General features: G+C 43.0%; 20 protein-coding genes and 2 tRNA genes. 5 read left to right on the forward strand and 17 right to left on the reverse strand.

Annotated features, from left to right (window positions below; translation table 11 throughout):
• Window positions 1-111: 111 nt before the first annotated feature.
• The 15 genes from NO992_RS05370 to NO992_RS05440 all read right to left on the reverse strand — a co-directional run bounded on the left by NO992_RS05370 (window position 112) and on the right by NO992_RS05440 (window position 21294).
• Window positions 112-4950: an NAD-glutamate dehydrogenase gene (locus NO992_RS05370; RefSeq protein ID WP_017218694.1), complete on the reverse strand. Its 4839-nt coding sequence runs from the start codon at window positions 4948-4950 to the stop codon at window positions 112-114.
• A gap of 211 nt (window positions 4951-5161) precedes the next feature.
• Window positions 5162-7483, reverse strand: coding sequence for an RND family transporter (locus NO992_RS05375; protein ID WP_017218693.1), 2322 nt, complete (start codon window positions 7481-7483; stop codon window positions 5162-5164).
• Window positions 7483-8484, reverse strand: coding sequence for a YCF48-related protein (locus tag NO992_RS05380; RefSeq protein WP_026345563.1), 1002 nt, complete (start codon window positions 8482-8484; stop codon window positions 7483-7485). The genes NO992_RS05375 and NO992_RS05380 overlap by 1 nt, the downstream gene beginning before the upstream one ends.
• Window positions 8485-8562: 78 nt before the next feature.
• On the reverse strand, window positions 8563-9930 hold the full coding sequence (locus NO992_RS05385) for a DUF1329 domain-containing protein (RefSeq protein WP_017218691.1): 1368 nt from the start codon (window positions 9928-9930) through the stop codon (window positions 8563-8565).
• Between the two features lie 11 nt (window positions 9931-9941).
• A complete protein-coding gene (locus tag NO992_RS05390; protein ID WP_371375002.1) occupies window positions 9942-12041 on the reverse strand; it encodes a DUF1302 domain-containing protein in 2100 nt (699 codons plus the stop codon).
• A gap of 249 nt (window positions 12042-12290) precedes the next feature.
• Window positions 12291-12512 carry a DUF2835 domain-containing protein gene (locus NO992_RS05395; RefSeq protein WP_010604628.1) on the reverse strand — a complete coding sequence of 74 codons (222 nt, stop codon included), beginning with the start codon at window positions 12510-12512 and terminating at the stop codon, window positions 12291-12293.
• Entirely contained in the window at window positions 12513-15098 is a 2586-nt protein-coding gene (pepN, locus tag NO992_RS05400; RefSeq protein WP_371375006.1) for an aminopeptidase N, read from the reverse strand.
• 135 nt (window positions 15099-15233) lie between these two features.
• Entirely contained in the window at window positions 15234-16715 is a 1482-nt protein-coding gene (gene nhaC, locus NO992_RS05405) for a Na+/H+ antiporter NhaC (protein WP_010371552.1), read from the reverse strand.
• Window positions 16716-16939: 224 nt separating this feature from the next.
• Window positions 16940-18976, reverse strand: a complete 2037-nt coding sequence (prc, locus tag NO992_RS05410; RefSeq protein ID WP_211859755.1) for a carboxy terminal-processing peptidase — start codon at window positions 18974-18976, stop codon at window positions 16940-16942.
• A gap of 10 nt (window positions 18977-18986) precedes the next feature.
• Entirely contained in the window at window positions 18987-19637 is a 651-nt protein-coding gene (gene proQ, locus NO992_RS05415) for an RNA chaperone ProQ (protein ID WP_010604625.1), read from the reverse strand.
• A gap of 15 nt (window positions 19638-19652) precedes the next feature.
• Window positions 19653-19931 (reverse strand): hypothetical protein, encoded by a 279-nt coding sequence (locus NO992_RS05420; protein ID WP_010371557.1) that lies wholly within the window; start codon window positions 19929-19931, stop codon window positions 19653-19655.
• Complete coding sequence (locus tag NO992_RS05425; RefSeq protein ID WP_371375010.1) at window positions 19931-20389, reverse strand: GAF domain-containing protein; 459 nt, start codon at window positions 20387-20389, stop codon at window positions 19931-19933. The genes NO992_RS05420 and NO992_RS05425 overlap by 1 nt, the downstream gene beginning before the upstream one ends.
• Before the next feature lie 121 nt (window positions 20390-20510).
• Window positions 20511-20888 (reverse strand): hypothetical protein, encoded by a 378-nt coding sequence (locus tag NO992_RS05430; protein ID WP_371375013.1) that lies wholly within the window; start codon window positions 20886-20888, stop codon window positions 20511-20513.
• A gap of 182 nt (window positions 20889-21070) precedes the next feature.
• Window positions 21071-21161 (reverse strand) — tRNA-Ser (locus NO992_RS05435).
• Window positions 21162-21203: 42 nt separating this feature from the next.
• Window positions 21204-21294 (reverse strand) — tRNA-Ser (locus NO992_RS05440).
• Window positions 21295-21591: 297 nt separating this feature from the next.
• Between NO992_RS05440 and NO992_RS05445 the strand changes: the two genes are divergently transcribed.
• From NO992_RS05445 to NO992_RS05465, 5 genes are read left to right on the forward strand one after another with little or no spacing between them, the layout of a single operon-like run.
• Window positions 21592-22257 (forward strand): Bax inhibitor-1/YccA family protein, encoded by a 666-nt coding sequence (locus NO992_RS05445; RefSeq protein WP_010604622.1) that lies wholly within the window; start codon window positions 21592-21594, stop codon window positions 22255-22257.
• A 54-nt stretch (window positions 22258-22311) separates the two neighbouring features.
• On the forward strand, window positions 22312-22665 hold the full coding sequence (gene tusD / locus NO992_RS05450; protein ID WP_019647356.1) for a sulfurtransferase complex subunit TusD: 354 nt from the start codon (window positions 22312-22314) through the stop codon (window positions 22663-22665).
• A complete protein-coding gene (locus NO992_RS05455) occupies window positions 22662-23021 on the forward strand; it encodes a DsrE family protein (protein WP_010371570.1) in 360 nt (119 codons plus the stop codon). Before tusD ends, NO992_RS05455 begins: the two co-directional genes overlap by 4 nt.
• Complete coding sequence (locus NO992_RS05460) at window positions 23018-23272, forward strand: DsrH/TusB family sulfur metabolism protein (protein WP_235367491.1); 255 nt, start codon at window positions 23018-23020, stop codon at window positions 23270-23272. The genes NO992_RS05455 and NO992_RS05460 overlap by 4 nt, the downstream gene beginning before the upstream one ends.
• Before the next feature lie 5 nt (window positions 23273-23277).
• A complete protein-coding gene (locus NO992_RS05465; RefSeq protein ID WP_010371575.1) occupies window positions 23278-23607 on the forward strand; it encodes a TusE/DsrC/DsvC family sulfur relay protein in 330 nt (109 codons plus the stop codon).
• Between the two features lie 53 nt (window positions 23608-23660).
• Here the strand turns inward: NO992_RS05465 and NO992_RS05470 are convergent, their stop codons facing one another.
• A complete protein-coding gene (locus tag NO992_RS05470) occupies window positions 23661-24890 on the reverse strand; it encodes an amidohydrolase family protein (RefSeq protein ID WP_253104766.1) in 1230 nt (409 codons plus the stop codon).
• Window positions 24891-24902: 12 nt separating this feature from the next.
• Window positions 24903-26285, reverse strand: a complete 1383-nt coding sequence (locus NO992_RS05475) for an amidohydrolase (RefSeq protein WP_371375018.1) — start codon at window positions 26283-26285, stop codon at window positions 24903-24905.
• Between the last annotated feature and the right edge of the window lie 334 nt (window positions 26286-26619).

The following is a 26619-nucleotide window of genomic DNA, read 5'->3' on the forward strand; positions in this document are numbered from 1 at the left end:
ATCGACTTAGCTAAAATTACCCGAGCGTAACTTTAGCTAAATGGATTATGCCAATTGCATTAGACAAAAAAATACCCCAGTCAAAGCTGGGGTATTGTAGCGATTTCTAGATTATTTGGAAGTATCGCAGTTGTGGCTTAGTAACATTAGCTCACGAAGTGCAACTGAGAACTTAGCAAAGTCATGACTTTGCGACGTCTTAAACTCAGTTAGCATTTGCTGCCAACGGTGTAGTAAGCCCGCTTGCTTATCCATCCACTGTTCAATCTGTTCATTGATATCATTGTCATCACCAGCAAAGCTGTTTAACACAACCTCTGACAATGAACGTTGTTGCCAATCAAGCTCTTCACGATATGAAGCACGAGCAAGCGCCTGCCAATGGTTTGCAACAGGTTGAGCCGTGATTTGGTCAAGGAACCAATGTAGACCCATGTTTGCACCAAGTGTGAAGTAAGTATTAGACACAACACCGATCTTACGACCTGAGCTATGTGCAACTTCCGCTAAGTCCATGACCGAGAACAAGCTTGAAAGCGATACGATGCGCAGTGCAATCTCAGCTGGTACACCTTGAGATTCAAGGTCGCGTGCTTTATCAACGATCTGCTCGCTTTCATTCGCAACCATGTAGTTGTGTAGATTTGCGCTTAAATCTTTAAATGTTGGTGCAAAGAACGCGATGGTTTGCTCGATGGTTTGAGACTTGTCACGGTGACGCAAGAACCAACGCGTTGCACGGCGAACCGTACGACGTAATTGATATAGCATTTCCGTTTGAACTGCCGCTGGGATCTTATTATCAAGCGCAGAAATCGCTGACCACGTTTCCTTCATTTCAAAGATTGCACTTGCAATTGAGTAGCAAACCGCAATTTCTGCGTCCGTTGCACCTGTCTCTTCGTGCATACGAACCATGAAGTTTAGACCCATATCGTTAACGATATTGTTTGCAAGTTTCGTTGCAATGATCTCTTTACGTAGCGGGTGATTATCCATCGCAGCGTTGAAACGCTCGCGCAGCGGTGCTGGGAACGAGTTCACTAACAACTGACGGTAGTATGGATTTTCTGAGATCTCATCAACAACTAATGTCTCTTTTAATACCATCTTAGAGTAAGAAACCAATACAGATAGCTCAGGACGCGTTAGGTCTTTACCTGCCGCCGCACGCTCTGCTAGCTCTTCATCAGTTGGTAAGAATTCGATTGCACGATTTAGCTTGCCGTCTTTTTCAAGTGCATGGATGAAGCGTACTTTCTCTTTCAGCGTTGCTGGACCTTTAGACTTAGTAACCGAAAGTGTGTGCGTTTGACGGTAACAATCTTTCAGTACCAATTCTGATACTTCATCAGTCATTGAATACAGTAATTCGTTACGCTGCTTATTCGTCAATTCACCTTCAGCAACTAGGCCGTTAAGTAGGATCTTGATATTAACTTCATTATCCGAACAAGCAACACCACCTACGTTATCGATAAAGTCAGTGTTGATACGACCGCCGTTTGAAGCAAATTCGATACGACCCAGCTGAGTTGCACCTAAGTTACCACCTTCACCAAAGATCTTCGCACCAAGCTCACCACCGTTGATACGTAGCGCGTCGTTTGCACGGTCGCCTACTTCAGCGTCAGTTTCAGATTTAGACTTGATGTAAGTACCGATACCACCATTCCACAGTAAATCAACTGGCATCTTCAACAATGCTTTGATCAACTCGTTTGGTGTCATGCTCGACTTCTTAGTGCCTATCATCTTCTTCATTTCAGCGCTTAGCGTAATTGCTTTCGCTGCACGAGAGAAAATACCACCGCCCTCAGAAATTAGATCCTTATTATAATCTTCCCAGCTTGAACGTGGCAGATTAAATAGACGCTCACGCTCTACATACGAGCTTGCCGCATCTGGGTTTGGATCGATAAAGATGTGCATGTGGTTGAATGCCGCTTGTAAACGAATGTGCTTAGATAGCAGCATCCCGTTACCAAATACGTCACCACCCATGTCACCGATACCAACCGCTGTGAAATCAGTTGTTTGACAGTCAACGTCCATTTCACGGAAGTGACGCTTAACCGATTCCCAACCGCCTTTAGCAGTAATACCCATCTTCTTGTGGTCGTAACCAACTGAACCACCTGACGCGAAAGCGTCACCAAGCCAGAAGTTATAAGACTCAGCGATACCATTTGCGATATCAGAGAAAGTCGCAGTCCCTTTGTCCGCTGCAACAACTAGGTATGGGTCGTCTTCGTCGTGACGTACAACATCCACTGGCGGCACAATGTCACCATGTACGATATTATCTGTGATGTCTAGTAGACCACGGATGAAGATCTTGTAACACTCTTGGCCTTCTTTGAAGAACGCTTCACGTTCAGTTGGAAGTTGTTTACAAACAAAACCGCCTTTAGAACCCACAGGGACGATAACCGTATTCTTAACCTGCTGTGCTTTAACTAGGCCAAGTACTTCTGTGCGGAAATCTTCACGACGGTCTGACCAACGTAGACCACCACGAGCCACTTTGCCACCACGTAGGTGAACACCTTCTACGCGTGGAGAGTATACGAAGATTTCAAACGCTGGTAATGGCAATGGCATATCTGGCACTGCGCTTGGCTGGATCTTGAATGACGTGTACGACTTATTCGTGCCATCAGCTTCTTTTTGATAGAAGTTAGTACGCAGCGTTGCATTGATCATATCAACGTACAAACGAATGATACGGTCATCATCTAGATTCGCTACGTTTTCAAGCTCTAGGTAGATAGCATCAACAACCTTCTGAAGTGCCTTTTCAGTGGCAACTTTCTTAGGTGCAAACTTCTTCACGAATAGATCAACGATCATCGCTGCAATGTGCGGGTAACGGTCAAATGTATTCTCGATGTAAGACTGCGAGAACGTCACACCAATTTGGCGCATGTATTTAGCATATGCGCGTAAGATAGATGCTTCACGACCCGTTAGACCACCTAATAACACCAGACGGTTGAAACCATCGTTTTCTAGGCGGTTATTCCACACATTGGTCAATGCCGCACGGAAACGTGCTGATACTTTGTCAAAATCAGTGATCCCTTTGCTGTCGATAAGCATAGAGAAATCCATGATCCAGTTTACTTGACCGTCAGTCGTCTTCACCGCGTATGGTGTTTCACCAATAACACGCAGGCCAAAGTTCTCAAGCATTGGCATCACGTCTGATAAGTGAATAGGCTCTGCTTTATGGAACAAGCTCAAACGAACAAGCTGTGACGTTGCTTCTTCCTGAGGTCTGTAGAACAGCATCTCAAGTTTGTTGTCATCGTTTAGTTGTTCTAGCTTCTCAATGTCTACGACTGCTGCGCTTGGCAATACTTGGTCTTTGTAAGCAGACTGGAAGGCATTCGTGTATTTACGGTTTAACTCGTTACCACGAGACTCACCCGTTCTTTCAAGAAGTGCAGATTGTAACTTGTCTTCCCAAGTACGAGCGGCTTCTACCAAGTTATTTTCGATTTCTTTCACGTTGTAATCTATGTTGTTGTCATCAACACGCACGATGTAATGCGTACGCGCTAGTGTTGATTCAGAGAAAAAGGTGGTGAACTCTACTTTGTCGCTAGACTTAAATGCACGGCCTAGCAGCTGTTGAGTTTCACGGCGTAACGCTGTGTTGTATCGCTCTCTTGGCACATAAACCATACAAGAGAAGAAACGACCATACACATCCTTACGCACAAATAGGCGACACATGTCACGTTCTTGAGTTTGTAGAACGCCCATTGCCACTTCAAGTAGCTCGCTTTCGCGTGCCTGTACTAACTCATCACGAGGGTAGGTTTCAAGAATATTGAGTACCGCCTTGTATGCATGTGTGCCTTTAGCAAAGTCACATTGCTCCATGATACGGTTAATTTTACTCTTAAGTACCGGAACATCTACCGCACTGTTGTTGTAGAAGCTAGACGAGAACAAACCAATGAAACGGTCTTCACCAATCACGTTACCTTCATCATCAAAACGCTTGATACCAACATAGTCGATATACGCTGGTCTATGAACGCGTGAAAGTGAGTTTGTCTTGGTTAAGATCAACAGATTGTTACTGCGTGCTTCTTTGCGCGCAACTTCAGGCAGTTCAGACAATAAACGACTGTGGTCATCACCTGAGTTTTTCATTAGTCCGAGACTTGTGCCTTCAACTGGCTTCAGTTCATAGTCACCTTGAACTGGAGTCAAATCATATTGGCGGTAGCCCATAAAGGTAAAGTTGTCGCTAACCAGCCAGTCTAAAAACTCGACGGCTTCAGCAACTTCTTCTTTTGAACAACTATAATGACGGGTCGGCAGCTCTTTACTTACGCTCACCAATTTATCGCGAATTGGTAGCCAATCAGCAACCGCAACAGAAACATCATTTAAGACAGATTCAAGCTCAGCTGTAAAATCAGCGATCACCGAATCATCTGTTTGCCTGTCGATTTCGATAAAGAATACGGTCTTAGTAGACGTAGATTCTTGTTCTGCTTTTAAGTTAGAAACCGCGGTGATTGCACCAGCATCATTTCTTTGTAACTTAAGTGGAGAATGAAGTAATAGGTGAGAGACTATGTTTTTGCGATTCATCGCCATGCGCACTGAATCAACCAAAAACGGCATATCTTTAGCGATTATCTCGACAATCGTATGCGATGATTGCCATCCATCCTTTGCAACCTCAGGATTAAAAACGCGAATGACGGCATCGTCAGACTTGTTTTTATCAAGGGCATTCCAAAGGCTCAATGCTGCGCCGTATAAGTCACTGTCGTTACGATGTGCCAAATCCTCTTTAGACATATTGCTGTACAAGGTTTTGGCAAACGTTTCGACAAGTGACACTTTGTCAGCATGGACTTTTTTATGGATAAGCTTGCAGACGTTATCTAGGATAACAGAAGCTGTGCCTTCATTTTGTGTCATTATGTGTTCCTTAATCTATACCACCTTTGAACGGTAGATTATTTGTACAGCCATTTATTAGCGTGGAGTCAGGTAAATTCTAACCTTTCTGACGCTAATAAACAGCCTTTTTGACGAAAACATTTCAAGCTTTTCAGCTGTTTGCTCATCTATTCACAAAAAATAGATATAAATCGCCAATACCAAATAAAAAGGAGCACAATTATTCACATTATTTTTTCTGGTCAGACCAGATAAGCGTTCCAATTGCCGGTAAAAGCAGCACAGCACCCAGCATATTTACCAAGAACATGAAGGTTAAAAGGATACCCATATCAACCTGGAACTTAAGCGCAGAGAAAATCCATGTGCTTACGCCAATCGCCAATGTGATACCAGTAAACAGTACCGCACTGCCTCGTTCAGCAAGTGCATTTCGATAGGCAACCGACAACGGCATACCTTGCTTAAGCTGTCCCATCATAGAGGATAGAATATAAATGCCGTAATCGACACCTATTCCCACACCCAAAGCAATTACCGGTAGCGTCGATACCGTTAAACCGATTTCAAGCTGCACCATAAGCGCCTGTGCCAGCGTTGATACCACATATAAAGGTAGTACCACTGCGATAGTCGCTCGCACGCTCCTAAAGCTCGCTAGGCACAACAGAATCACCGCACCGTACACGTAGATCATCATAGGAACCTGTGCCTCGGAAACGGATTCATTTGTTGCCGCCATCACACCGATTGGACCTGATGCTAATTTAAAGGCAACATCATCGGTTCCCTCTTCTTCTGAGAACGCTTTGATCTTCGCAATCACATGGTCGATAGATTCGGCCTTATGATCTGCCATAAAGATGATAATAGGCATCACCGAACAATCACCGTTAAGTAGCCCTGAGCTTGTCTCCACTCGAGAGGTAGCTTGAACTAGAGAAGCGGTATTTCTTGGTAACGTCTGCCACTTTAAGTTACCTTCGTTGTACCCAGCATTAACCGCTTGTGCAACGGAGCTTAAAGAAACAGCCGATTGTACACTCGGTAAGTTTTCTACTCGCCATTGGAAGCGACTAATACGCTCCATTGTATCGTGCTCAGTACAAGCCGCAGGTGTCGCTTCTACAATAACCTTTAAGATATCAGAAGAAATGGCATAACGGTCTGAGATAAGGAAAGTGTCTTGGTTGTATCTGGCATCTTCATGTAGCGCCGGTGCACCAGCATGTAAATCACCAATACGCATTTTTTCAGATTGCCAGTAGCCAAATGCGAATAGTACTGCACTGATAAGTAAAATCACTCTGGCCACTTTTTTGTCTGTGGTTTTCACCAAGGCCTCTCGCATTGCTTCAAACATACCATGGCTGGCGTTTTTACCATCACCAAGTCGCTTAATATTTGCAGACTCAAAGAACGATGCCATTACAGGAAGCAGTACCAAGTTGGTAAAGATAATAACCGCAACCCCTAAACTGGCAGTAATAGCAAGTTCACGAATAATGCCGATGTCGATTGCCAGTAAGGTTAAGAAACCAACGGTGTCCGAAAGTAGAGCAATGCCGCCTGGGATAAGTAATGCTTTAAAGCTCGCTTCAGCTGCCACTTTGCAGCTTACCCCTTCCGCTACTTTTTTACCTATCGCGTTGATCATTTGCACACCGTGACTCACACCAATAGCGAACACTAAGAAAGGCACCAAAATAGACATAGGGTCAACACCAAAACCCAAAGTACTAAGTAAGCCCATCTGCCAAATCACAGCAATAAATGAGCAAACAATAGGAAGCAGCGTAAGCTTAAAGCTCTTACAAAACATCCAAACCATAATAAAAGTAAAAGCAATTGCTAACGCAAAGAAAAGCACGACACCTTTTGCACCATCAGCAATGTCACCAGCCATTTTCGCAAAGCCAATAATATGTATGCTCACGTTATCAGTGCTCAGTGGCGCTCGGATCTCAGACTCTAGTTTTTGCGCAAAGGCTAAGGTATCAAGCTTTTCTTGAGTTTGCGGATCGGTTTCCATTAACTGGGCGGTTACCATGGCACAAGAATAATCGCTTGCAACCATACGACCCACAACTTTTGCTTTCTCGATGTTCTGCTTTACAACCGCTAGGCCTTGTTCAGTAGGTTGGAAATTAGCGGGAATAATAGGTCCACCGGCAAAGCCGTCCTCTACCACCTCAACGAATCTCGCACTGGGTGCAAAGATTGAATTCACCAGTGGACGATTAACACCAGGGATAAAATAAAGCTGATCATGCACAGCCTTTAGCTGAGTGAAAAATGGCTCATTAAAGATGTCACCATCTTTATCACAAACAGAAATAAGAATACTATTTGCACCACCAAACTGTTTTTCGTGCTTCAAGTACACTTTCATGTATTCATGATTTAATGGAATATTTTTGTTAAATGACGCATCAAGCTGAATTTGTGTGGCTTTGAAACCCAAAAATATCGTCGTCAGTACGAAAAAAGACACGACGGTAATACGGTGCCTAAAGATGGCGTATACCAATTGATTTAAAAACGCTTGCATTAGTTTTTCACCTCTACCTCAGCAATCCCCTGCTCCGTCGCTAGAATTAGCTGATTCTTTTTAACCACGCCTGCTAAAATAGAGTGGCCGTTTTTTAGTTGTTTTGAGGTTAGCTTACCTGCTTTCAACGTGAATATTACACCGCTGTTAGCAAACATATAGGTCACATTATCTTTGTGGGCAATACTATTTATTGTCGCCGTTTTTTGAGTATCAAGCTGCACTACTTGCTGTGCATTGCCAATAAATGCGTTGCCCCTAAGGCCTGCAACAATAAGTTGGTTATCTGATGTTTGATCAACAGCAAAAAATGAGCCACGATAAAAAGGCTCAAATTTTTGCCATGTTTTTCCTAAGTCATCACTTTGTGCCACAAGTCCCATTTCACCGGCAAGATACATCATGCCTTCGGCGATTAACAGGCGATTAAAATGGGGAAGAATAAATGCCGTTTCTTGTTCGTATGCCGCGGGGTCTTGCTCTTTTAAATCGGCTAAGTAGTCGACATCATCGGGGTGAACAAATTCACTAATAAAACGTTTTGTCCAAGACTCACCACCATCAGTGGTCTCAAAAAACATGCCATAAGCGCCCACAGCAAAGCCGTGTTGTTGGTCAATAAACTCAATATCAAGACAAGGCTTTTCCAATGTTGGTAGATATTGTTTTAGCGCCCATGTTTTACCACCGTCTGTGGTTTTGATTATGCTGGCGTCGTGGCCACAAGCCCAACCAATATCTTTACCTTTGAAAGTCACAGAGGTTAACAGTGATTGAATTGGCACCTCTGCCTGCGTCCAGTTTTGCCCTTCTTGTTTAATAATTATTGTGCCGTGTTTACCTACCGCAATTAACGCATCACCGTTATCTGTAATATCTGTGAAAAGCGTTTGCTCTGGGTGAGCGACCATCAGGGCTGATTTTGCTGAGATCTGATCACTACTTTCGGCTACTGCTACATGCGCCATAGTTAAAATCGAGGCTGCTACTAACTTCTTCATCATGAGAAAACACTCGAGTTGTGAGAGGAAAGGAGGAAGAAGGCTGAAGCGAGGTTGCTTCAGCCTGATAATATTTGATTAACGGCGACCCTCACGGCGCAAAGCACCCTGAGTAAACTCGTTATCGTTGAAAGACTGACTGAAGTCGTACATGTCTTCTTCGTTATCTAACCCAATCGCAAGGTAGCGACGAGAGTTTAGATCATGATAGACATCCAACGTACTCCAATGTGTCGGCACTTCGTAGTAATTAAGACCATGTGCCATCGCAACGCGATACATCTGGTCACGGTTATCATAGATATCCGTTACGTGGATTTGCCAGCTATCTTCATCAATATAGAACACACGCTTTTTGTAAATATGGCGAGTACCTTCTTTCAGGTTAGCTTCAACTACCCATACGCGGTGCTTTTCATATCGTACATGCTCTGGGTTAATATGACCGGCCATCAAGATATCATCATACTTCAGCTTGTCGCTATGTAGTTTGTAACTGTTGTAAGGGATATACATCTCTTTTTTGCCAACAAGTTTCCAATCATAACGGTTTGGAGAGCCGTTAAACATATCAAAGTCATCTGTTGTACGTAAGCTATCTGACGCAGTTCCTGGTGCATCATATGCAACGTTTGGCGCACGTCTTACTCGACGCTGGCCTGCGTTATAGGTCCAAGCCTGACGAGGTGTCAAAATTTGGTCCATGGTTTCATGCACAAGCAGTGCAGTTCCAGCAAGACGCGCAGGTTCTGTCACTTGCTGCTTAAACTTAAACAGGATATTTGACTCTTGCAACGCTTCAGGGGTTGCATCTGTTGCAGAGTACTTAACCAGTAGTTGCTCATCGAAACCGATAATGTTGTAAGCCCCTGACTCCGTAGGCATCGCTTGACCGCCGAAACGTGCAATCGACAAGCCACGGAAACGCAATAGGTGGTTCCAGATAGCTTCTAAGCCATCTTTTGGCACCGGAAACGGAATACCGATAGCAGTATTTTTAATGCCGTTACCACCTTCGATCAGCTCTGCTGTAGATGCGTATTTCTTTGTTGCATCATACACAAACTGCGGATAAGACGCGCTGCGTCTAGTTGGGTAAATGTTCATTTTGAACGTTTCTGGATACGTTTCAAATAACGCAATTTGACCAGGACTTAACAATGACTTGTATTTATCTAAATTTGATTTATCAATCGTGAACAATACTTTGTCATCAGCAAATGGATCTGGATGGTGCATGCCCACTTCATAACCAGCTGGAGGCGCAGTGATCCCACCATTCCAAGCAGGAATACTGCCATCAGCATTACCCGCTTTCTCTGCACCGATAGGAGTCAAGTCTTTACCTAAACGTGCAACTTCGTCAGCGCTCATCTTCGCCATAGCGCTACTGGCAGACAGCATTGTAATTATTGTTGCTGCGATAAATGTAGGTTTTCTAAACATATCGAAAGCCCTTAAATTGAATACTTAATGTTGAATGAGATGAAATCACGGTCCGCAAAGGTATTCGTCTTACCACCACCCCAAAACGTGTTATAGCCAAAATCAAATGACCACGAATTTAGGTAGTTAAAGTTTAGATTAATGCCTAGCGATTTACGATCCTCAATGAACAAGAACATAGGATCCGGGGTGATACCGTTAACATCATGTGAGAACACTACGCGTGGAGAAAAATTCACACCACTGAATAGATTGTTATACTCACCCTTAGCAATAAGGCGATAGCCCCATGCAGAAGCCGATGGGAATGGGTTGGTCTCTGGACCGTTTGAAACCGCTTGGTGGATAAGATTGTAATCTCGGCCAGAAAGCCCCTCAATCGTGCCACTTCGGCCAGTACCTGAAACATTCAAACGAAGCTCATCGTACTCTGGCATGTCTTTGATGGTAACAGCACCGACTTCACCAACCACTGCCCAGCTATCTGCGCCTAGCGATGGTCCGAACAAATGCGTTGCAGTAAACTGTGCTTGAATAGTGTCTCGCAAAATATAACCTTGCGCGACTTCACCAGGACCCACATAAGCGATATCGTCACCTTGACTAAGCTGAGATAAACCAGCCAAATCATCACGCAGACCCGCAGCAGCCAACTGCTCAACCATACCTGCGTAAAGTAGTTCAACGTCATCTATCTGCAGTGGTTCATCTTGTCTATATGCCACTTCACCAGCAAATGCGGTTTCACCAATCGCAGTATTAAAACTTAAGCCATACAGTTTGATGTCTTCTGGGTAGGTAATTTGCGCTTGAGTAAAGGCATTTAGGTTAGTGACATTGTCTGCAGTAATTTGATTTTGTGCGATGTAAGCTAAATCCGCCATTATCGCTTGCTGTGTAAAATTAGATGCTTTACCAGAAATCAGAGGTCTACGGCTGTGGTAATTAATGTAATACAAACCAAATTCAGTGTCGTTTAGCTCTGGAGAGAAAATACCTAAGCGTAAACCGTACTGACCACCATCATCAGGTTCGCTCTTACCGTTATTCCCTTTTCCTTTAAGCGCCACTTTAGTCGGATAAGCCATATACATGGACGCTGCAGCGCTGCCAACAGCTTGTGCTGTTGGTACTACGCCTTGAGCAACCAATGCGCCCGTTGCATCAGCATATAAGCTGTTTAACGCATCCGTTAGGTGATACAGATCGATATCAGGGTTTGAGGTAAAACCAAGTTGTACATTTTGCATATAACCATTTTCAGATGCAAAATCATTGGTTGAGAAGTAACTACCCGTTGCTGGCAACCTTGTTTCATGCCATTGATATTGGTAGAAGCCCTCTAGGTTTACATTCTCAGATAACACCACCGACGCCCAAAGCATACCTACAGGGATAAAGGCTTCTTTTACTTCAGAGCCTGGTGCTTTCAAACGGTCAATATCCACTGGGTTGACGTTAATACCGTGGGAAATCAGTGTACTTTCACCCCAGTTAACTACTTGCTGACCTAAACGCACAGAAAGCGGGTTTTTGCCATCATTCAGGTCAAAATCCGCCCATACAAACGCATCTAGTAAACGTAAATCAGAACAGACTTGTTTTCTGGTATCATCGTCTTCACATGGGTCAACTTTTTTGCCTGAAACAGGGTTGCTATATGCAAAATCACCATCTTCCATCGCAAAGTCATAGAAATACATGAAACGAGTGAATAAACCATAGTTATCTTTGGTAATCGCTAAATCATGGGTACCTTTTAACAGCTGTGAGAAAGTATCTCCAGAGTCAAAATTTAGGTTACCGGCATCACCATTATTTGAATAGGCACCCTGTTGCGACCAGATTTGTGACGAAGAATAGATCGTATTGCCAGTGGTTGCTTTATAACCATCCCAGTTAAACTGTGGATGATTACTTTTACCGATGAAATCAAAGTTACGATCTTCAACGCGAATGCTTTGACCATAAGAAAAAGTTGAGTCGAAGGTAATTTCGAAATCACCAACCTCAAAACTTGCCGCGTGTACTGACGTGGCGGCAGCTCCCATTACTGCCGCACTAAGACCGAGCATGATTTTGTTTTTCACAAAGAGCGATCTTTTTATCATTATTTCTCCCCCTTTTGGCGGGTCATGTCTAGAGCTTAAGCTCTTAGAGTTATTGTTTTTTGTTGTCTAAACGATAGAAGCGAAACCGCGAAAATACAAATACTGCTCAACTAAATCAACGCTTTTTCGCCTCTAGGGGCGTATTTTACTCTTGGTAAGACGTCCTACCAGATAATTTATAACACGTATTTCAAGCTTATAACAAACTCATTTAACAAAAATAAAATATGTTTTGCAGTTCTACTTCGATTAAGTGACTTTTTCTAACGATAGAAACTTATTGCTATCATCCAAGATAAGACGGAACCTCCCCCTGATCCCAATTGATGAAATAAAGGGGCGAATACGCTCTGCGGGGAAGCGAATACTCTTCCCCCCATCTTCAATCACTTGCACTGAAGTATAGTGCCCGTAGTAGTAACCGAGGCACTTGTCATAGCTCAAATCCATGTAAAAGAAGTACTCTTTCATCTACTGCGCTAGCGCCTTTTCCACCTTCTCATATAAGTCGTCGCTCAAGCCTTCTAAGTTAGCCAAACGACTTAACTGCGCTCGCATCAACTGTTGACGCGTTTCGTCATAACGCTTCCATGACATGAACGGCGTGATCATACGAGACGCATTTTGTGGATTAATGCTGTTTAGCTCCACTAATAGATCTCCCAATAACGCATAGCCCATACCGTCTGTACGATGGAATTGCGCGGGGTTACTTCTTGCGAAGCTTCCTATCAATGCGCGAACACGGTTGGGATTGCCTTTATCAAAACAAGGATGCGCATAAAGCGTATTTATATTCGATATCACCTCATCATTAGATAAGCTTGCACTTAACGCAAACCATTTATCCATGACTAGGCTATCGTGACGCCATTGGCTATCGAATTGACTGAACAAACTTTCCATCTTTGTGTGCTGCGCGGCGACAGCTGCTTTTAGTGATGCCAACTTAGTGGTCATATTGCTTGAAGAAAATTGATTATCTAGCGCGCTGTCCACACTATCAGAGTCTGTTTTCGCTAAGTAATAAAGTGCTTTATTTTTAAAGGCTCTGATCGCGACATCCTTTGCTTCTAATGAGCCTGAGTCTTGCAAAGACAAATAAGCGTGTTCAAACACCGATTGCAGTGATTGCGCAATTTGCATTTCAAATGCGTCGGAAATTGAAACGAGCTTGTCTACTGGGATAATTTCAAATTGACTAGCTAGCGTATCAAACGTTGGTAAAGTCAATAACTCAGCCAATAGCGCAAGGTCTCCATCTAATGTTTCCACCAATGCGGACAACGCGCTGAGGAGTTTTGGATCCAGTTTGAAATCGCCAGACGTAACCGCTCGTTTAACTTCAATCATAAAGATTTGCTGCATTGCTTCCCAGCGAGCGTAATCACTGCGCGCAAAACGCAATATGTGTAGTAACTCATCAATGGAATAACTGTACTCCATAAGTACAGGTGCTGAGAAATCTTCTAGCAATACAGGAACCGGTTTACTTATAACTTGCTCAAATTCAAACCGCTGTTCAAATTCAGTAATATCTAACGCCCGTTGTATTTCACCGTGCTTTGTTAGCAACGGGATGCTTTCACCTTGCTCATCCAAAAGCTCTAGCTTAAAAGGAATATGCAGTGGCGCTTTTACGGGGTCGCAATCGGCATGGCTTTGGCTCACCGTAATTGCGTATGTTTGTGCCTGTTCGTCATACTCTGTAGCCACTTTTACTCTTGGCGTGCCGAATTGCTCATACCATAGTTTAAATTGCGTTAAATCAACACCAGAAGCATCCATCATTGCATTAACGAAATCATCGCACGTCACAGCTTGTCCATCGTGACGCTCAAAGTAAAGCTTCATCCCTTTTTGGAAGTTTGCTTCCCCCAATAAGGTATGCATCATACGGATCACTTCAGCGCCTTTGTTATAAACAGTTACGGTATAGAAGTTATTCATTTCAATAACTTGCTGTGGCCTTATCGGATGTGCCATTGGTCCCGCGTCTTCTGCAAACTGATGCGTACGCATCGCCATTACTGCGTCGATACGGTTTAGGCCTCGAGAACCTAAATCGCTGCTAAACTCCTGATCTCTAAATACGGTTAGGCCTTCTTTTAAACTAAGCTGAAACCAATCACGGCAAGTAACCCGGTTCCCAGTCCAGTTATGGAAGTATTCATGTCCAACTATCGATTCAATGGTGTGAAAGTCTCGGTCTGTCGCAGTCTCTTGGCTTGCCAACACACAGGCACTATTAAAAACATTTAGCCCCTTGTTTTCCATTGCCCCCATATTGAAAAAATCAACCGCGACAATCATGTATATATCGAGATCATATTCCAAATCGAACCTTGACTCATCCCACTCCATGGCCTTTTTTAGTGACGTCATAGCATGGGGAGCTTTATGTAAATTGCCTTTATCGACAAATAGCGCCAACTTCACCTCTCTACCCGACTTTGTGCTGTAATTGTCTTCTAATACGTCAAAATCGCCGGCAACCAAGGCAAACAAATAGCTTGGTTTTTTGTGTGGGTCGTGCCATTTTGCAAAATGTCTGCCGTCACTTAAGCTCCCTTCTTCAACTTTATTGCCATTTGATAATAAGTAACGATACTTTGACTCACCGATGATCGTCACCGTATAAGTCGTCAGTACATCAGGTCTATCCATAAAGTAGGTGATTTTTCTAAAACCTTCCGCTTCACATTGCGTGCAGTAAGCGCCATCAGAGAGGTATAAGCCTTCAAGTGAGGTGTTTGTTTGCGGCGAAATTTTAGTGACAATTTTAAGCTCAAAGGCCTCAGGCAAGTTAGAAAGAATCAATTCAGAGTCAGATTTTTCAAGGCTTTGCCACTCATCACCATTTACCTGACAAGATGCTAACTCTAAGTCGACACCATCCAATATTAATTGTGTCGCATTGCTCACAGCGACAAACTGACTTACGGCAGTCACTATGGTATTTCTTGGGCTTAACTCAAAGGTCAAGCAAAGCGTATCAACGGTATGGCTTGGTGCAAGGTAATCTTTAAGAAATTTGGCTTGTGGTTTTTGAGTCATATATAGTCCTTACAAAAACGCCCCATAAAGGGGCGAGTGATAAAACAAATTTGCTATCGCCAATGCTAAGGATAGGCGTTTAATTTCTATTTGACCTGTTGGAAAAGGCCTGATCAAGATTGCAAATGTGCTATTTTACGCTTGCCCTGCTTTCTCATTCGGTTCTTCCGCGTTTACCGTTGGTGGCGTAATTTTAAGGATCTTGATACCAAGATACGCGTAGATAACCGCCAGCACAGGATTGATCAAGTTAAAGAATGCGTACATGGCATAATCAAACGGATTGATCAGTAGTACACTTTGCATATATGCGCCACAGGTGTTCCAAGGGATCAGTGGACTGGTGATTGTGCCACCGTCTTCCAGCGTGCGAGAGAGGTTTACACTCTTCAAACCGCGCTTTTTATATTCTTCTTTGAACATACGACCAGGAACAACAATCGCGATGTACTGATCCGCGGCAACTAGATTTGTACCAATACAAGTTGCAATAGTCGAGGCAATTAGTGAGCCCGTGCTTTTTGCAATTTTAAGAATGCTGCGTACGAAGACATCAAGTAAACCAGTTTTTTCCATAATGGCGCCAAACATCAATGCCGTCATCACCAGCCAAGTTGTCGTTAGCATTGATGACATGCCACCGCCACTTAACAAGTCGTCCATTTTTGCATCGCCTGTTTGCAACGCAAAACCATCAAAGAAAGTCGCCCACACCAGTTTCACATAGCCCACTAACTCACCTTGGCTAGCATCAATTTGACTTGCAATAAGATCACCTTGGAACAGTACAGCCCATATCGCCCCCATCACCGCGCCGATTGAAATCGCCGGAAAAGCAGGCATCTTCTTGATAGCAAGCCCAAGCAGCACCAGTAAAGGAACTAGCATTAACAGGTTAATGTTGAAATTAGTTTGAAGTATCGAAACAATTTCATCTATTCGCCCCGCCTCGCTTGACGCTTCAGCATTAAAGCCCATGACAATAAATATAATAAGTGCGATTACAAAGCTAGGTACAGTGGTCCAAAGCATATGCTGAATATGATCAAATAAATCACTACCAGCGACTGCAGGCGCTAAGTTTGTGGTTTCAGACAATGGGCTTAACTTATCACCAAAATAAGCACCTGAAATAACTGCACCCGCTGTCACGACTTGATCTAAGCCAAGCCCCGTCGCCACACCTAGTAGAGCGACACCTATTGTTGCGGCCGTCGTCCATGAGCTACCTATACTCATCGCCACAATCCCACAAATCAAACAACTCGCGGCATAAAACCAACTTGGATTGATAATTTGTAGTCCGTAATAAATCAGTGTTGGGACCGTGCCAGACAGCAGCCAAGTACCTATTAAGGCACCCACCATCAATAAAATAATAATGGCGCCAAGAGAGATAGTTATCCCCTTTATCATCGCTTCTTCAAGCGTCTTCCACGTAAAACCATTTTTTAGGCCGACGAGCGCCGCTGTGAATGTTGCAAAAAGCAAGGCTATTTGGTTTGGACCTGATGATGAACTGTCACCATAGAGGTACACCGCAGCACCAAGCAAAGCGACCAACAAAGTGATCGGAATAAGAGCGTCAATAAATGACGGCTGTTTTTGTTGTTTCAAAAGGAATACTCCTACGCACGACGACCCATGCTTATAATTATTTTATTTGCAGTATACCGTTTTGAGCCGTTTTGAGTAGCTAGGTTGCCAGTGGTCGAGCCACGCACCATTCTCAAAAAGCCTCAAAAGAGTATCAGCTTAGAAAATCTGGCAGATGATAACAAAATTTGTAAAGTAAAAGTAAGTGTAAAAGGCATAATAAAAGGCGCTTGAAGCGCCTTTTATTATTTATTAACTTCGTTTTTGGCTATCCGCCCGTATGAAATTAGGTCCTGCGTGATAAGCGCAGCCTCTTCAAGGTAAGGGTCTAACTCCGAAATAACCTCTGGTGCATCATCCAAATCTTTAACCGGCTCTAAACCGAGACGTTTCAACCTTTCATTAGTGCGTTTCAATACCAGATCATCGCGTTCTTCACGCTCCTTGATACGCTCGGCTTCAACTAATGAAATCGCCTTATCATCTTTGCGCGCTTTGTATTCTTCAATATCTTTATAAATATATTCGAATTCTGGCTCTGCTTTTACTCGCTCATCATGGCGCTTACTCAAGTATTGAATAGTTGGCGACAAGTTATCTAGACTCGCATATTTTGCACGAACAATACTATCCCAAGGCAGTGCATTATCTTCTTGGCTCTCTCCCCACTCCTCAGGATTGATTGCCGACGGTAGCAAGATATCAGGGATCACGCCTTTATGTTGCGTACTGCCACCATCAATACGGTAAAACTTCGCAATAGTGTAAGTTACACTCCCCAAAGGATTTTCGAATAAATCGTAGTTTTTACCGAGGCCACGATGTTGTTGCACGGTGCCTTTACCAAAGGTTTGCTCACCAATCACCACTGCTCGACCATAATCCTGCATCGCGGCAGCAAAAATCTCAGATGCCGACGCACTGTAGCGGTCAACTAAAACGGTCAAAGGTCCATCGTAGAAGGTAATGCCATCTCTATCTTGTTGACTTTCAACACGGTTATAAGCGGTATGGATCTGAACAACTGGACCTTGGTCAAAGAATAAACCGGATAGCTGGGTCGCTTCGTAAAGCGAGCCACCACCATTTTGGCGAAGGTCAATGATAACCCCATCTACTTTGGCTTCTTTAAGTTTAGCGATTTCAGTTTTTACATCTTGAGAAAGATTATTGTAAAAACTCGGGATTTCTATCACGCCTATTTTGCTTTGTAGCTCAGAATATTTGGCTTCAAAGACAGAAGACTTAACTGCGCGGTCTTCCAATTTTACTTTGTCACGAACAATTTCAACGACTTTGGGCGTACCGTGACTATCAGTACCTTTAAGGTATTGAAGTCGAACCTTGGTTCCCTTAGGGCCTTTGATGAGATCGACCACATCATCTAAACGCCAGCCGATAACATCTACAAATTCTTTATCATCTTGTGCTACGCCGATGATTTTGTCGTCCGGCTTAAGCTTTTCGGTTTTGTCCGCAGGGCCGCCAGGAACTAAACTCCGGATCACAGTGTAATCTTCATCGTAACTTAATACCGCACCAATACCTTCCAGCTCTAAGTCCATATCCATTTTGAACTGTTCAGCTCGGCGTGGCGAGAGATAGGAAGTGTGCGCTTCAATACTACGTGCGAACGCATTCATGATTACTTGAAATGCATCTTCACTGTTCGTTTGGACTAGGCGTTTTTGCGCGTTTTTGTAGCGCTTGGTAAGAACTTCTTTGATCTCTTCCCAATTTTTGCCAGTCAATTTTAAGCGCAGCGCATCAGATTTAACGCGCTGGCGCCAATATTCGTCAAGTTCGCTTGTCGCGGTTGCATAACTTTGCTCTTCTCTATCAAAAATGAACTCATCTTTTTTGTCAAAGTTCATTTCTTTGTCGAGTAAGCCAATGGCAAAATCATAGCGCTCAAAGCGACGCTTCATGCTTAGATTAAACATATCATAAGCAAAACCCAGCTTTCCTGAGATCAACGCATCATCAAATTGTTTACGATATTGTTGAAAACTATCGATATCCGACTGTAGAAGCAAAGACTTATTAAAGTCGATGGCTTCTACGTACCTATCGAAAATTTTATCCGATAAGCTGTCATCAAAGCTGAAGCGTTTGTAGTGTTGTCGAGTAAATAGGTTAGTCACTCGTTTACTAGCCGTTGTGTGTTGCGCTTCAGGTTTAAGAACCGGCAAGTCCTTAATAGTGACTGTGCTTGTTGAGGCTAAAGTAACACTCGATACGAACGCGGCGACTAGGGAAATGAGTGGTAACTTTTTACTCATATACAACTCCTTACTGGATATATAGGCTATCTGCTTTAGTTTTAACTTGCATTCCTGTTACAAGCTCTACGTGCACTTCATCATTTTTGACTTCAGTGATAGTAGCGTTAACAAGCGCTTGACCAAGTTTAACTTTAACTTTGTTATTAACCTTGACCTGTTCAGCCGGTAAAGGTTCAACTTTACCACTGCGCTTTGGTTTAACTTCAGCAGGTTTATTACTCATTTTAGGGCGTTTTTGGTCTTGACGATCCCTAGAGTGAGGTTTCTTTTTGTAAGATTTTGTTTCGCCATCGCGATTGTTTGGACGCTGTGGCTTTTTACGCTTAGCCATTTTTGCACGGCTCTCGGCCAATGCTTTTTCTGCGTGTTCAACGTGCTCTTGTTCAACCTTTTCTGCTTGATTGCCGTCTAGGTCTACACGAAACTCGTTCTTAGTGACTGCCTCGAGATAACGCCAGTTTGAAGTGTATTTACGAAGTGCCTGACGTACTTGAGTTTTACTGACTTTGTCAGAACCCTCAATACGCTCAGCGATATCTTTGAAAATACCTACCTTTAATGGCTTAATCCCTTCCTTTTGCTTGAAGCAGTTAGGAAATTCTGAAAATAAGAAGTCTAATACTTCATTTGTGTCTTTTAGCTTGTTTGTGGTTTCCATTTTTAAACCTATTAATTACATCTGCTCATCGAGCGACGAGTTTATATAGTGTGTAACCCAGTCAATTAGCTCTTCTATATCTGCTTCAAGAAGCGCTAAATCACCGCGAAGATGTTCCCAAATACCTTCTATGAGCCTATCTATTGTGTCACAGTCTAAATCTTCGGGAAGCAAATCCCATGCGTGATGAATAAGTTCATTTAAGCGTTCTGCAACAACTTCTTCTTCGCCTTCCCAATCACCAACATCGGCGTAGGAAAACAAATAATCTTGTACCTGAAGCATATCTTTCATTAAAGCGTTTCCTCAAACGCTTTAACTAACGCTTCTAATCCGATCTTATCCTGCTCGTCAAATCTTGCCAGACTAGGACTGTCAATGTCTAGCACAGCAATCACTTTATTATCTTTAAAAACAGGGATCACAATTTCTGAATTTGATGCTGCATCGCAAGCAATGTGGCCAGCAAACGCATGAACATCCTCAACCAATTGCGTTTCACAAGTTGCAGCAGCTGTACCACACACCCCTTTACCAACAGGAATTCGAATGCAGGCTGGGTTGCCTTGGAATGGCCCAAGAACCAACTCTTCAGCGCTATCCATAAGATAAAAGCCTGCCCAGTTGATATCTTCAAGAGTTGTAAATAAAAGCGCACTCAAGTTTGCCATATTGGCAATCACATTGTGTTCACCACTGATTAGCCCTTGAGCTTGTTTAACTAAAGTCTGATAAAAGTTTTGCTTTTGCATTACCATCAAATTCACGAATTGAACGACAAAAGCTAAAGGTACTCTTTCGGAGAAATAATTAAAACCTTTTCGACTGAAAAAGTATTAATTATCTGTAAAACTGACACTGCTCGGTTAATTATCACCCAGTTTTACGATGACCTGCCCGTAAACCAAACAAGAATAGTCCCGCGGCGAGCATTGACATTAAGGCGTTAACAATAAAACCGACACCCGATTGTGCAGCGAAAAGATAGCTAAATACCGCACCACCAAGTAAGCCCAATGTTAACAGACCACCATATTGCACCTTGTTGTACCTAAACATAAGGATATATCCGGGAACAACGAATAGACACATTGCAAGACCAACGATGTATGCGTTAGAAATTGCGCTGAGTAGTAAGTTGAAGAACATCTCACTGCGACCGAGCGTAAAGCTGTAGTAAATCCCAAGCACACCGCCCACAATTAACGGTGATAATAAAGAGAACCCAACCCCTTTGCCAACTTGTTTCATATTCAACACTCTCTACACTTATTATTCATTCAACACTATTGAGTATTGTGCAAGCAGTGCCTCGGCACTAGCCGACTTTGGTCTAATAGGTATTTTTGTCGAGAGTATATCGGTGAAATCGCAAGATGGGAGATTTCTGATATCAGAAACAAAAAAGCCCTCAAATATGAGGGCTTTAAATGTGGCGGAGAGATAGGGATTTGAACCCTAGATACGCTATTAACGTATGCCGGTTTTCAAGACCGGTGCTTTCAACCACTCAGCCATCTCTCCAAAACCTATAATCCACGCTTTCAAGCATGAATCTAAAATAAGTGGCGGAGAGATAGGGATTTGAACCCTAGATACGCTATTAACGTATGCCGGTTTTCAAGACCGGTGCTTTCAACCACTCAGCCATCTCTCCGCAGCGGGGCGAATAATAGAGAATCCCCATGCGCTTGTGAAGCTTTTTTTTCAATTATTTGATCGTTTGCGTAAAATTTGGCTCAATCGTCTAAGAACCAGCCAAAATTATGCGTGTTTTTGATATTTCAGCGAACTTTTGAAAATATTCAAAGTCTTACGTATTGAGTAACAATTACCGTAGAGACCCAATTAACGACAGATATTGATCCAGAAATCATTGCCCCAACATATAACAATTGATACTCTTATCTCAGTTATTTTTGGGATCAGCATGTTTTATTAAGGAGCTTGAATCATGGCATTCAATCATTCATACAACACTGCAAAACCTGTCATGTCGACAATGGAAACAAACAAAGTGTTGAAAAACACTTACTTCCTATTGGCAATGACATTAGCGTTCAGTGCAGTAACAGCCGCAATTTCAATGACAATGGCATTACCAGCGTTTACCGGTATTGTTTGTTCATTAGTTGCATTTGGTTTGCTATTTGTTATCGGTAAAAAAGCAAACTCATCTTCTGCTATCGGTCTTGTATTCTTATTTACTGGTATTTTAGGTTTCGGCCTTGGGCCTATGCTTAATCACTATGCTGCACTACCAAATGGTGGCATGTTGATAGCACAAGCACTTGGCACAACAGCGTTAATTTTCTTCGGTTTATCAGCTTATGCACTAACCACGAAAAAAGACTTCTCGTTTATGGGCGGCTTTTTAACGGTTGGTTTAATCGTCGTTATTATCTCAAGCCTAGTAAACTTGTTCATTGGATCGAGCATCGCGTTTATGGCAATTAATGCGGCAGTCGTGTTATTAATGTCTGGCTTTATCCTTTATGATACAAGCCGAATTATCAACGGCGGCGAGACAAACTACGTGCTTGCAACTGTGAGCTTGTATTTAAGTATTTATAACTTATTTACCAGTATCCTTGCCCTTTTAGGCGCGTCGGATGACTAACTCAGAATTTCTGATAAAATAAGCCCCATTACGGGGCTTTTTTATGAGTAAAATTTGAGTCAAATAGCCATATCAGTGCACTTTGGCGTAGCTGCACAGTCAAAGTTAACTATACTAGAACGGTATGTCGATGCCGCTATTAAAAGTGACCATCAAATCGCGTGTATCTTTCTATACCAAGATGGTGTTTATCACGCTAGTCAAAATATCGTACACGCTTCCGACGAATTGCAAGTCAACGCGATTTGGCAACGCATCAAAGATAAAGGGATCCCTCTGTTGCTGTGTGTCACCGCTGCGGAAAAGCGCGGCGTTAGCATCGAAGACGTTAGCCCTTTCACCGTTGCAGGCCTTGCGGAGTTTGCCATGATCTCGAGTAAGTCTGATAAGTGGATGCAGTTTAAATGAGTAAAAACGTGTTAATTATTTCTCAAACCAGTCCATTTGACCAAAATAGCCTGAAAGAAGCGCTCGATGTCGCACTAATCTATGCAGCGATTGATCAACAAGTAAGTTGGCTTTTTACCGGTTCTGCTGTGCTATCGCTCCAGAAAACCCTCAATGCTCCACTACTGGGTTTAAAAGATATGTTTAAGCAATTAAAAACTCTGGAAATTTATGATGTCGAGCGGGTTTATGCCTGTCAGTCAGCGATGGAGGAGTTTAACATATCGCCACACTCCCTTGCAGTTGCTACTGAAATCAAAAATCAACATGAAATCCTTGCGTTAATCAAACAACATGACTTTGTGGTGACACTATGAGTACGCTACATATTATTTCTAGTATTGAAGCATGCGATCAGCTGCAGTTTGTATCCCATCAAGACACAATTTTATTGTGTAATGATGGCTGCTTTGGGCAAACGCGTATCTCAGCTGGAGATGCAAATGTGGTGATGCTGCAAACCTGCGCCAGTGCCAGAGGTATTGTCCCAGAAGCCGGAGTAAAGCTTATTTCTGACAAAGATTGGGTTGAGCTGACCATTACTATGAACAATTCAATTACTTGGTAATCATCATGCTAGAATTTAACAACCAAACTATCGAGACAGATAAACAAGGCTATTTGCTAGATCATACTCAATGGACTAAAGATTTAGCACCACTTCTAGCCGCAGAAGAAAACATTGAGCTTTCAGATTCACATTGGGAAGTCATTGAGTTTGTGAGAAATTTTTATCTCGAATACAACACCAGCCCTGCGATCCGCATGCTGGTAAAGGCAATGGCTAAAGCACTAGGCGAGGATAAAGGTAATAGCATCTATTTATATAAGTTATTTCCAAAAGGCCCAGCCAAACAAGCAACAAAAATAGCAGGATTGCCAAAACCTGCCAAGTGTATTTAGGACGGGACAACCGAATTAAAAAAGGCCTCAAATGAGGCCCTAATTTAAAAACATTACTTCGTATACGCTCTTGGCATATCAGAATCTGTCGTATATCTGTCTCTTAGTTTATCGTGGCGTGATTCAGTAGACACTTCCTCACCATTGATCCAGATTTTATCGATTGTGGTGCTGAATTCGAAAGGATCTGCACTCCACATTACGATATCTGCACGTTTACCAGCTTCAATCACACCGCCATCAATACCCAGTGCTTTCGCAGGGTTAGCGGTAACCGCCTTAAGTGCGCCTTCATGACTCATGCCATTTGCTACAGCAATACCCGCATCAAAGCGTAGCTGGTAGACGTTATGACTACCGTCACCACCAATTGACAGGATGACATTGACACCCGCTTTTTCAAGCTTACCTGCGTTATCTAGACTTGCATGCATTGAGTCAAAGCTAGCTGGTAGGTTTGATACTGCACTCAAAATAACAGGTACTTTCGCCTCAGCTAATTGCTCAGCGACCACTACCGCATCATCTGCCCCCTGAAGAATCAGATCTAAACCAAACTTTTCTTTTAGCTTAATCGCTTCAAGAATATCCGACGCTCTTGAAAGCGTCGCAATCACAGGCATATCACCCGCAAGCACTTGAGTTAACACTTGTTCTTCTGAACTTGGTTTTCCCTCGTCTTTTTTGTCTTTCTTAGCAAGCTTTTCTTGCTGTGCTTCAAGCTTTTTAACAACGTTATCTAACGCTTTTGCACGAGACCCTTTGCTTTTGGCACCCAGGTGAATAATTAACGCTGTTTGCTTGTCGGTCACACTGTTAAATTCACCAGATAAGTCAACAACAAAACCAAGCCCTGCAAACTCACTTTTACCACCCCAAGGTGCGACAAAGTTTTGCGTTACACCGCCTTTTCTTGCATAGGCAATTAAGCTACTACGTGGATTAAATGCGGTGCTTGCGTCAAAGTCTACGCCGGCATCGTCATCACCAGCATCACGAGAAGCAGCAACAGCACCAACTTCAACTAAACCAAGTTGGTTCATTGAGCCGATAAAGCCTGGGGTGACAACCTTACCGCTGGCGTCAATCGTTACATCAGCAGTGACGTTATCTGGGTTAATCGCTTTTATTTTACCGTTCTCGATAACTAAGGTCGCGCCTTCAAGCACGCCAGCATCTGTCGCGGTATGGATCGTTGCATTAGTAATTGCAGTAACATTGGCAAAAGCAACAGAGTGAGCTAGCAGTGCGCTAGTGATCATGGTTAATTTCATGGTTTTCATCTCATCAACTCCTTACTTTTGACCTAACATAAAATCACTAACCGCTTGATATTTTTCATCGTGACGATCATAGACTTTACCACCATCTACAAAGACCTGCTCTGCACGAGAGTAGACGCTGAACGGGTTGGTGTTCCAAATTACTACATCGGCTTGTTTACCTTGCTCTAGCGATCCAGTTTTATCCTGAATGCCTAACGACTTAGCAGCGTTCGAGGTGATCCACTTAATTGCATGCTGCTCGTTAATGTTAAAGCCAGACTGGTTAGCCGTGTTCATCACTTTTGCGGCTTCATGATTCAAGCGTTGGATTGTGGTATCTGAATCCGAGTGAACAATTGCACATGAGTTTTTCACTGCATCAACAATTGCAACGTTTTCCTGAACCATATCATAGGCTTCCATCTTAAAGCCCCACCAATCTGGCCAAAGCGCAGCACAGTTACCGTTTTCACCTAATAGATCTGCAATCTTGTATGCTTCAATTCCGTGGTGGAACGTCCCTGCGTGATAACCAAACTCTTTAGACAAGTCGATCATCATTGCCATTTCTTCCGCTTTATAACAATGGTTATGGATCAAGATTTCACCATCTAGCACACCACGAAGCGTATCGAACTTGATATCACGTTTTGGGGCATCCGGATTCAATCCAGCAGCATACTCGGCTTCGTATTGTTCCCACGCGCGCTTATATTCACCTGCTTCAATCCAAGCTTCACGGTATCCTGCCATGTTACCCATACGAGTATAAGGGGCGACACCTTTGGAGCCATATACACGCTTTGGATTCTCACCACATGCCATTTTTAACCCATATGGCGCTTCTGGGAATTTCATTGCTTGCATCGTTGGTGCCGGTACATTCTTTAAGGTAACACCACGACCACCAAATAGGTTTGCAGAGCCAGGTAAGATTTGTAGCGTGGTGATCCCACCTTCTCTAGCTCGGTTAAAGCCCGGGTCTTGCGGCCATACAGAATGCTCTACCCATACCTGAGAAGTATTAGGGTTAATCATTTCATTGCCATCGCTGTGCGATTCTACACTTGGGCTGGGGTAAGCCCCTAAATGAGAATGTACATCGATAATGCCAGGTGTTACCCATTTACCTTCAGCATCAATGGTAATATCTGCCGTGACAGATAGGTCTTTACCAACTTGCTTGATTTTACCATCAACAATAAAGACATCACCTTGTTCTAACTTTTCACCCGTTCCGGTAAGAACGGTAGCATTAGTGATTAGGGTTGATTGAGAAGGTACAGGCTTGTAAGTACTTGGGTACGGGTTTTTCTCTATGGTAACTTTTTCTTTTTGTGGGCCGTTATCCTGACAGCCCATCAAAGCTGCGGCAATGCCAGCTACGACTATGGAGGGAGCAAATTTATACATTTTTGTCATCTCTATTGTTTTTTTGTGACTTTAACTCATGCCATCGCACTTTACGCAATTATGAGTTTTAGTGACAAGTAATTACGACGAACGTCCGGACATTATAACGCATGTTGTCATCAGTGAGTAATTTCGAAAAGCCTTAGTTGCCACAACGGAATGTAAATGAGCGTCAATATTGACACGTTTTGACACATCAAGAGTCATAAGTAACAAAGAGGAAGTAAATCTAAGAATGAAGTGTTAAATTATCGATAATGGTATTTTATAGTGAAAAAAGTTTTTGCTATTTGTATCTTTAGAAACAAAATAATTTATTACTTTACAGATAGAT

It is taken from the genome of Pseudoalteromonas sp. DY56-GL79 (assembly GCF_041414765.1).
Classification (GTDB): domain Bacteria; phylum Pseudomonadota; class Gammaproteobacteria; order Enterobacterales; family Alteromonadaceae; genus Pseudoalteromonas; species Pseudoalteromonas piscicida.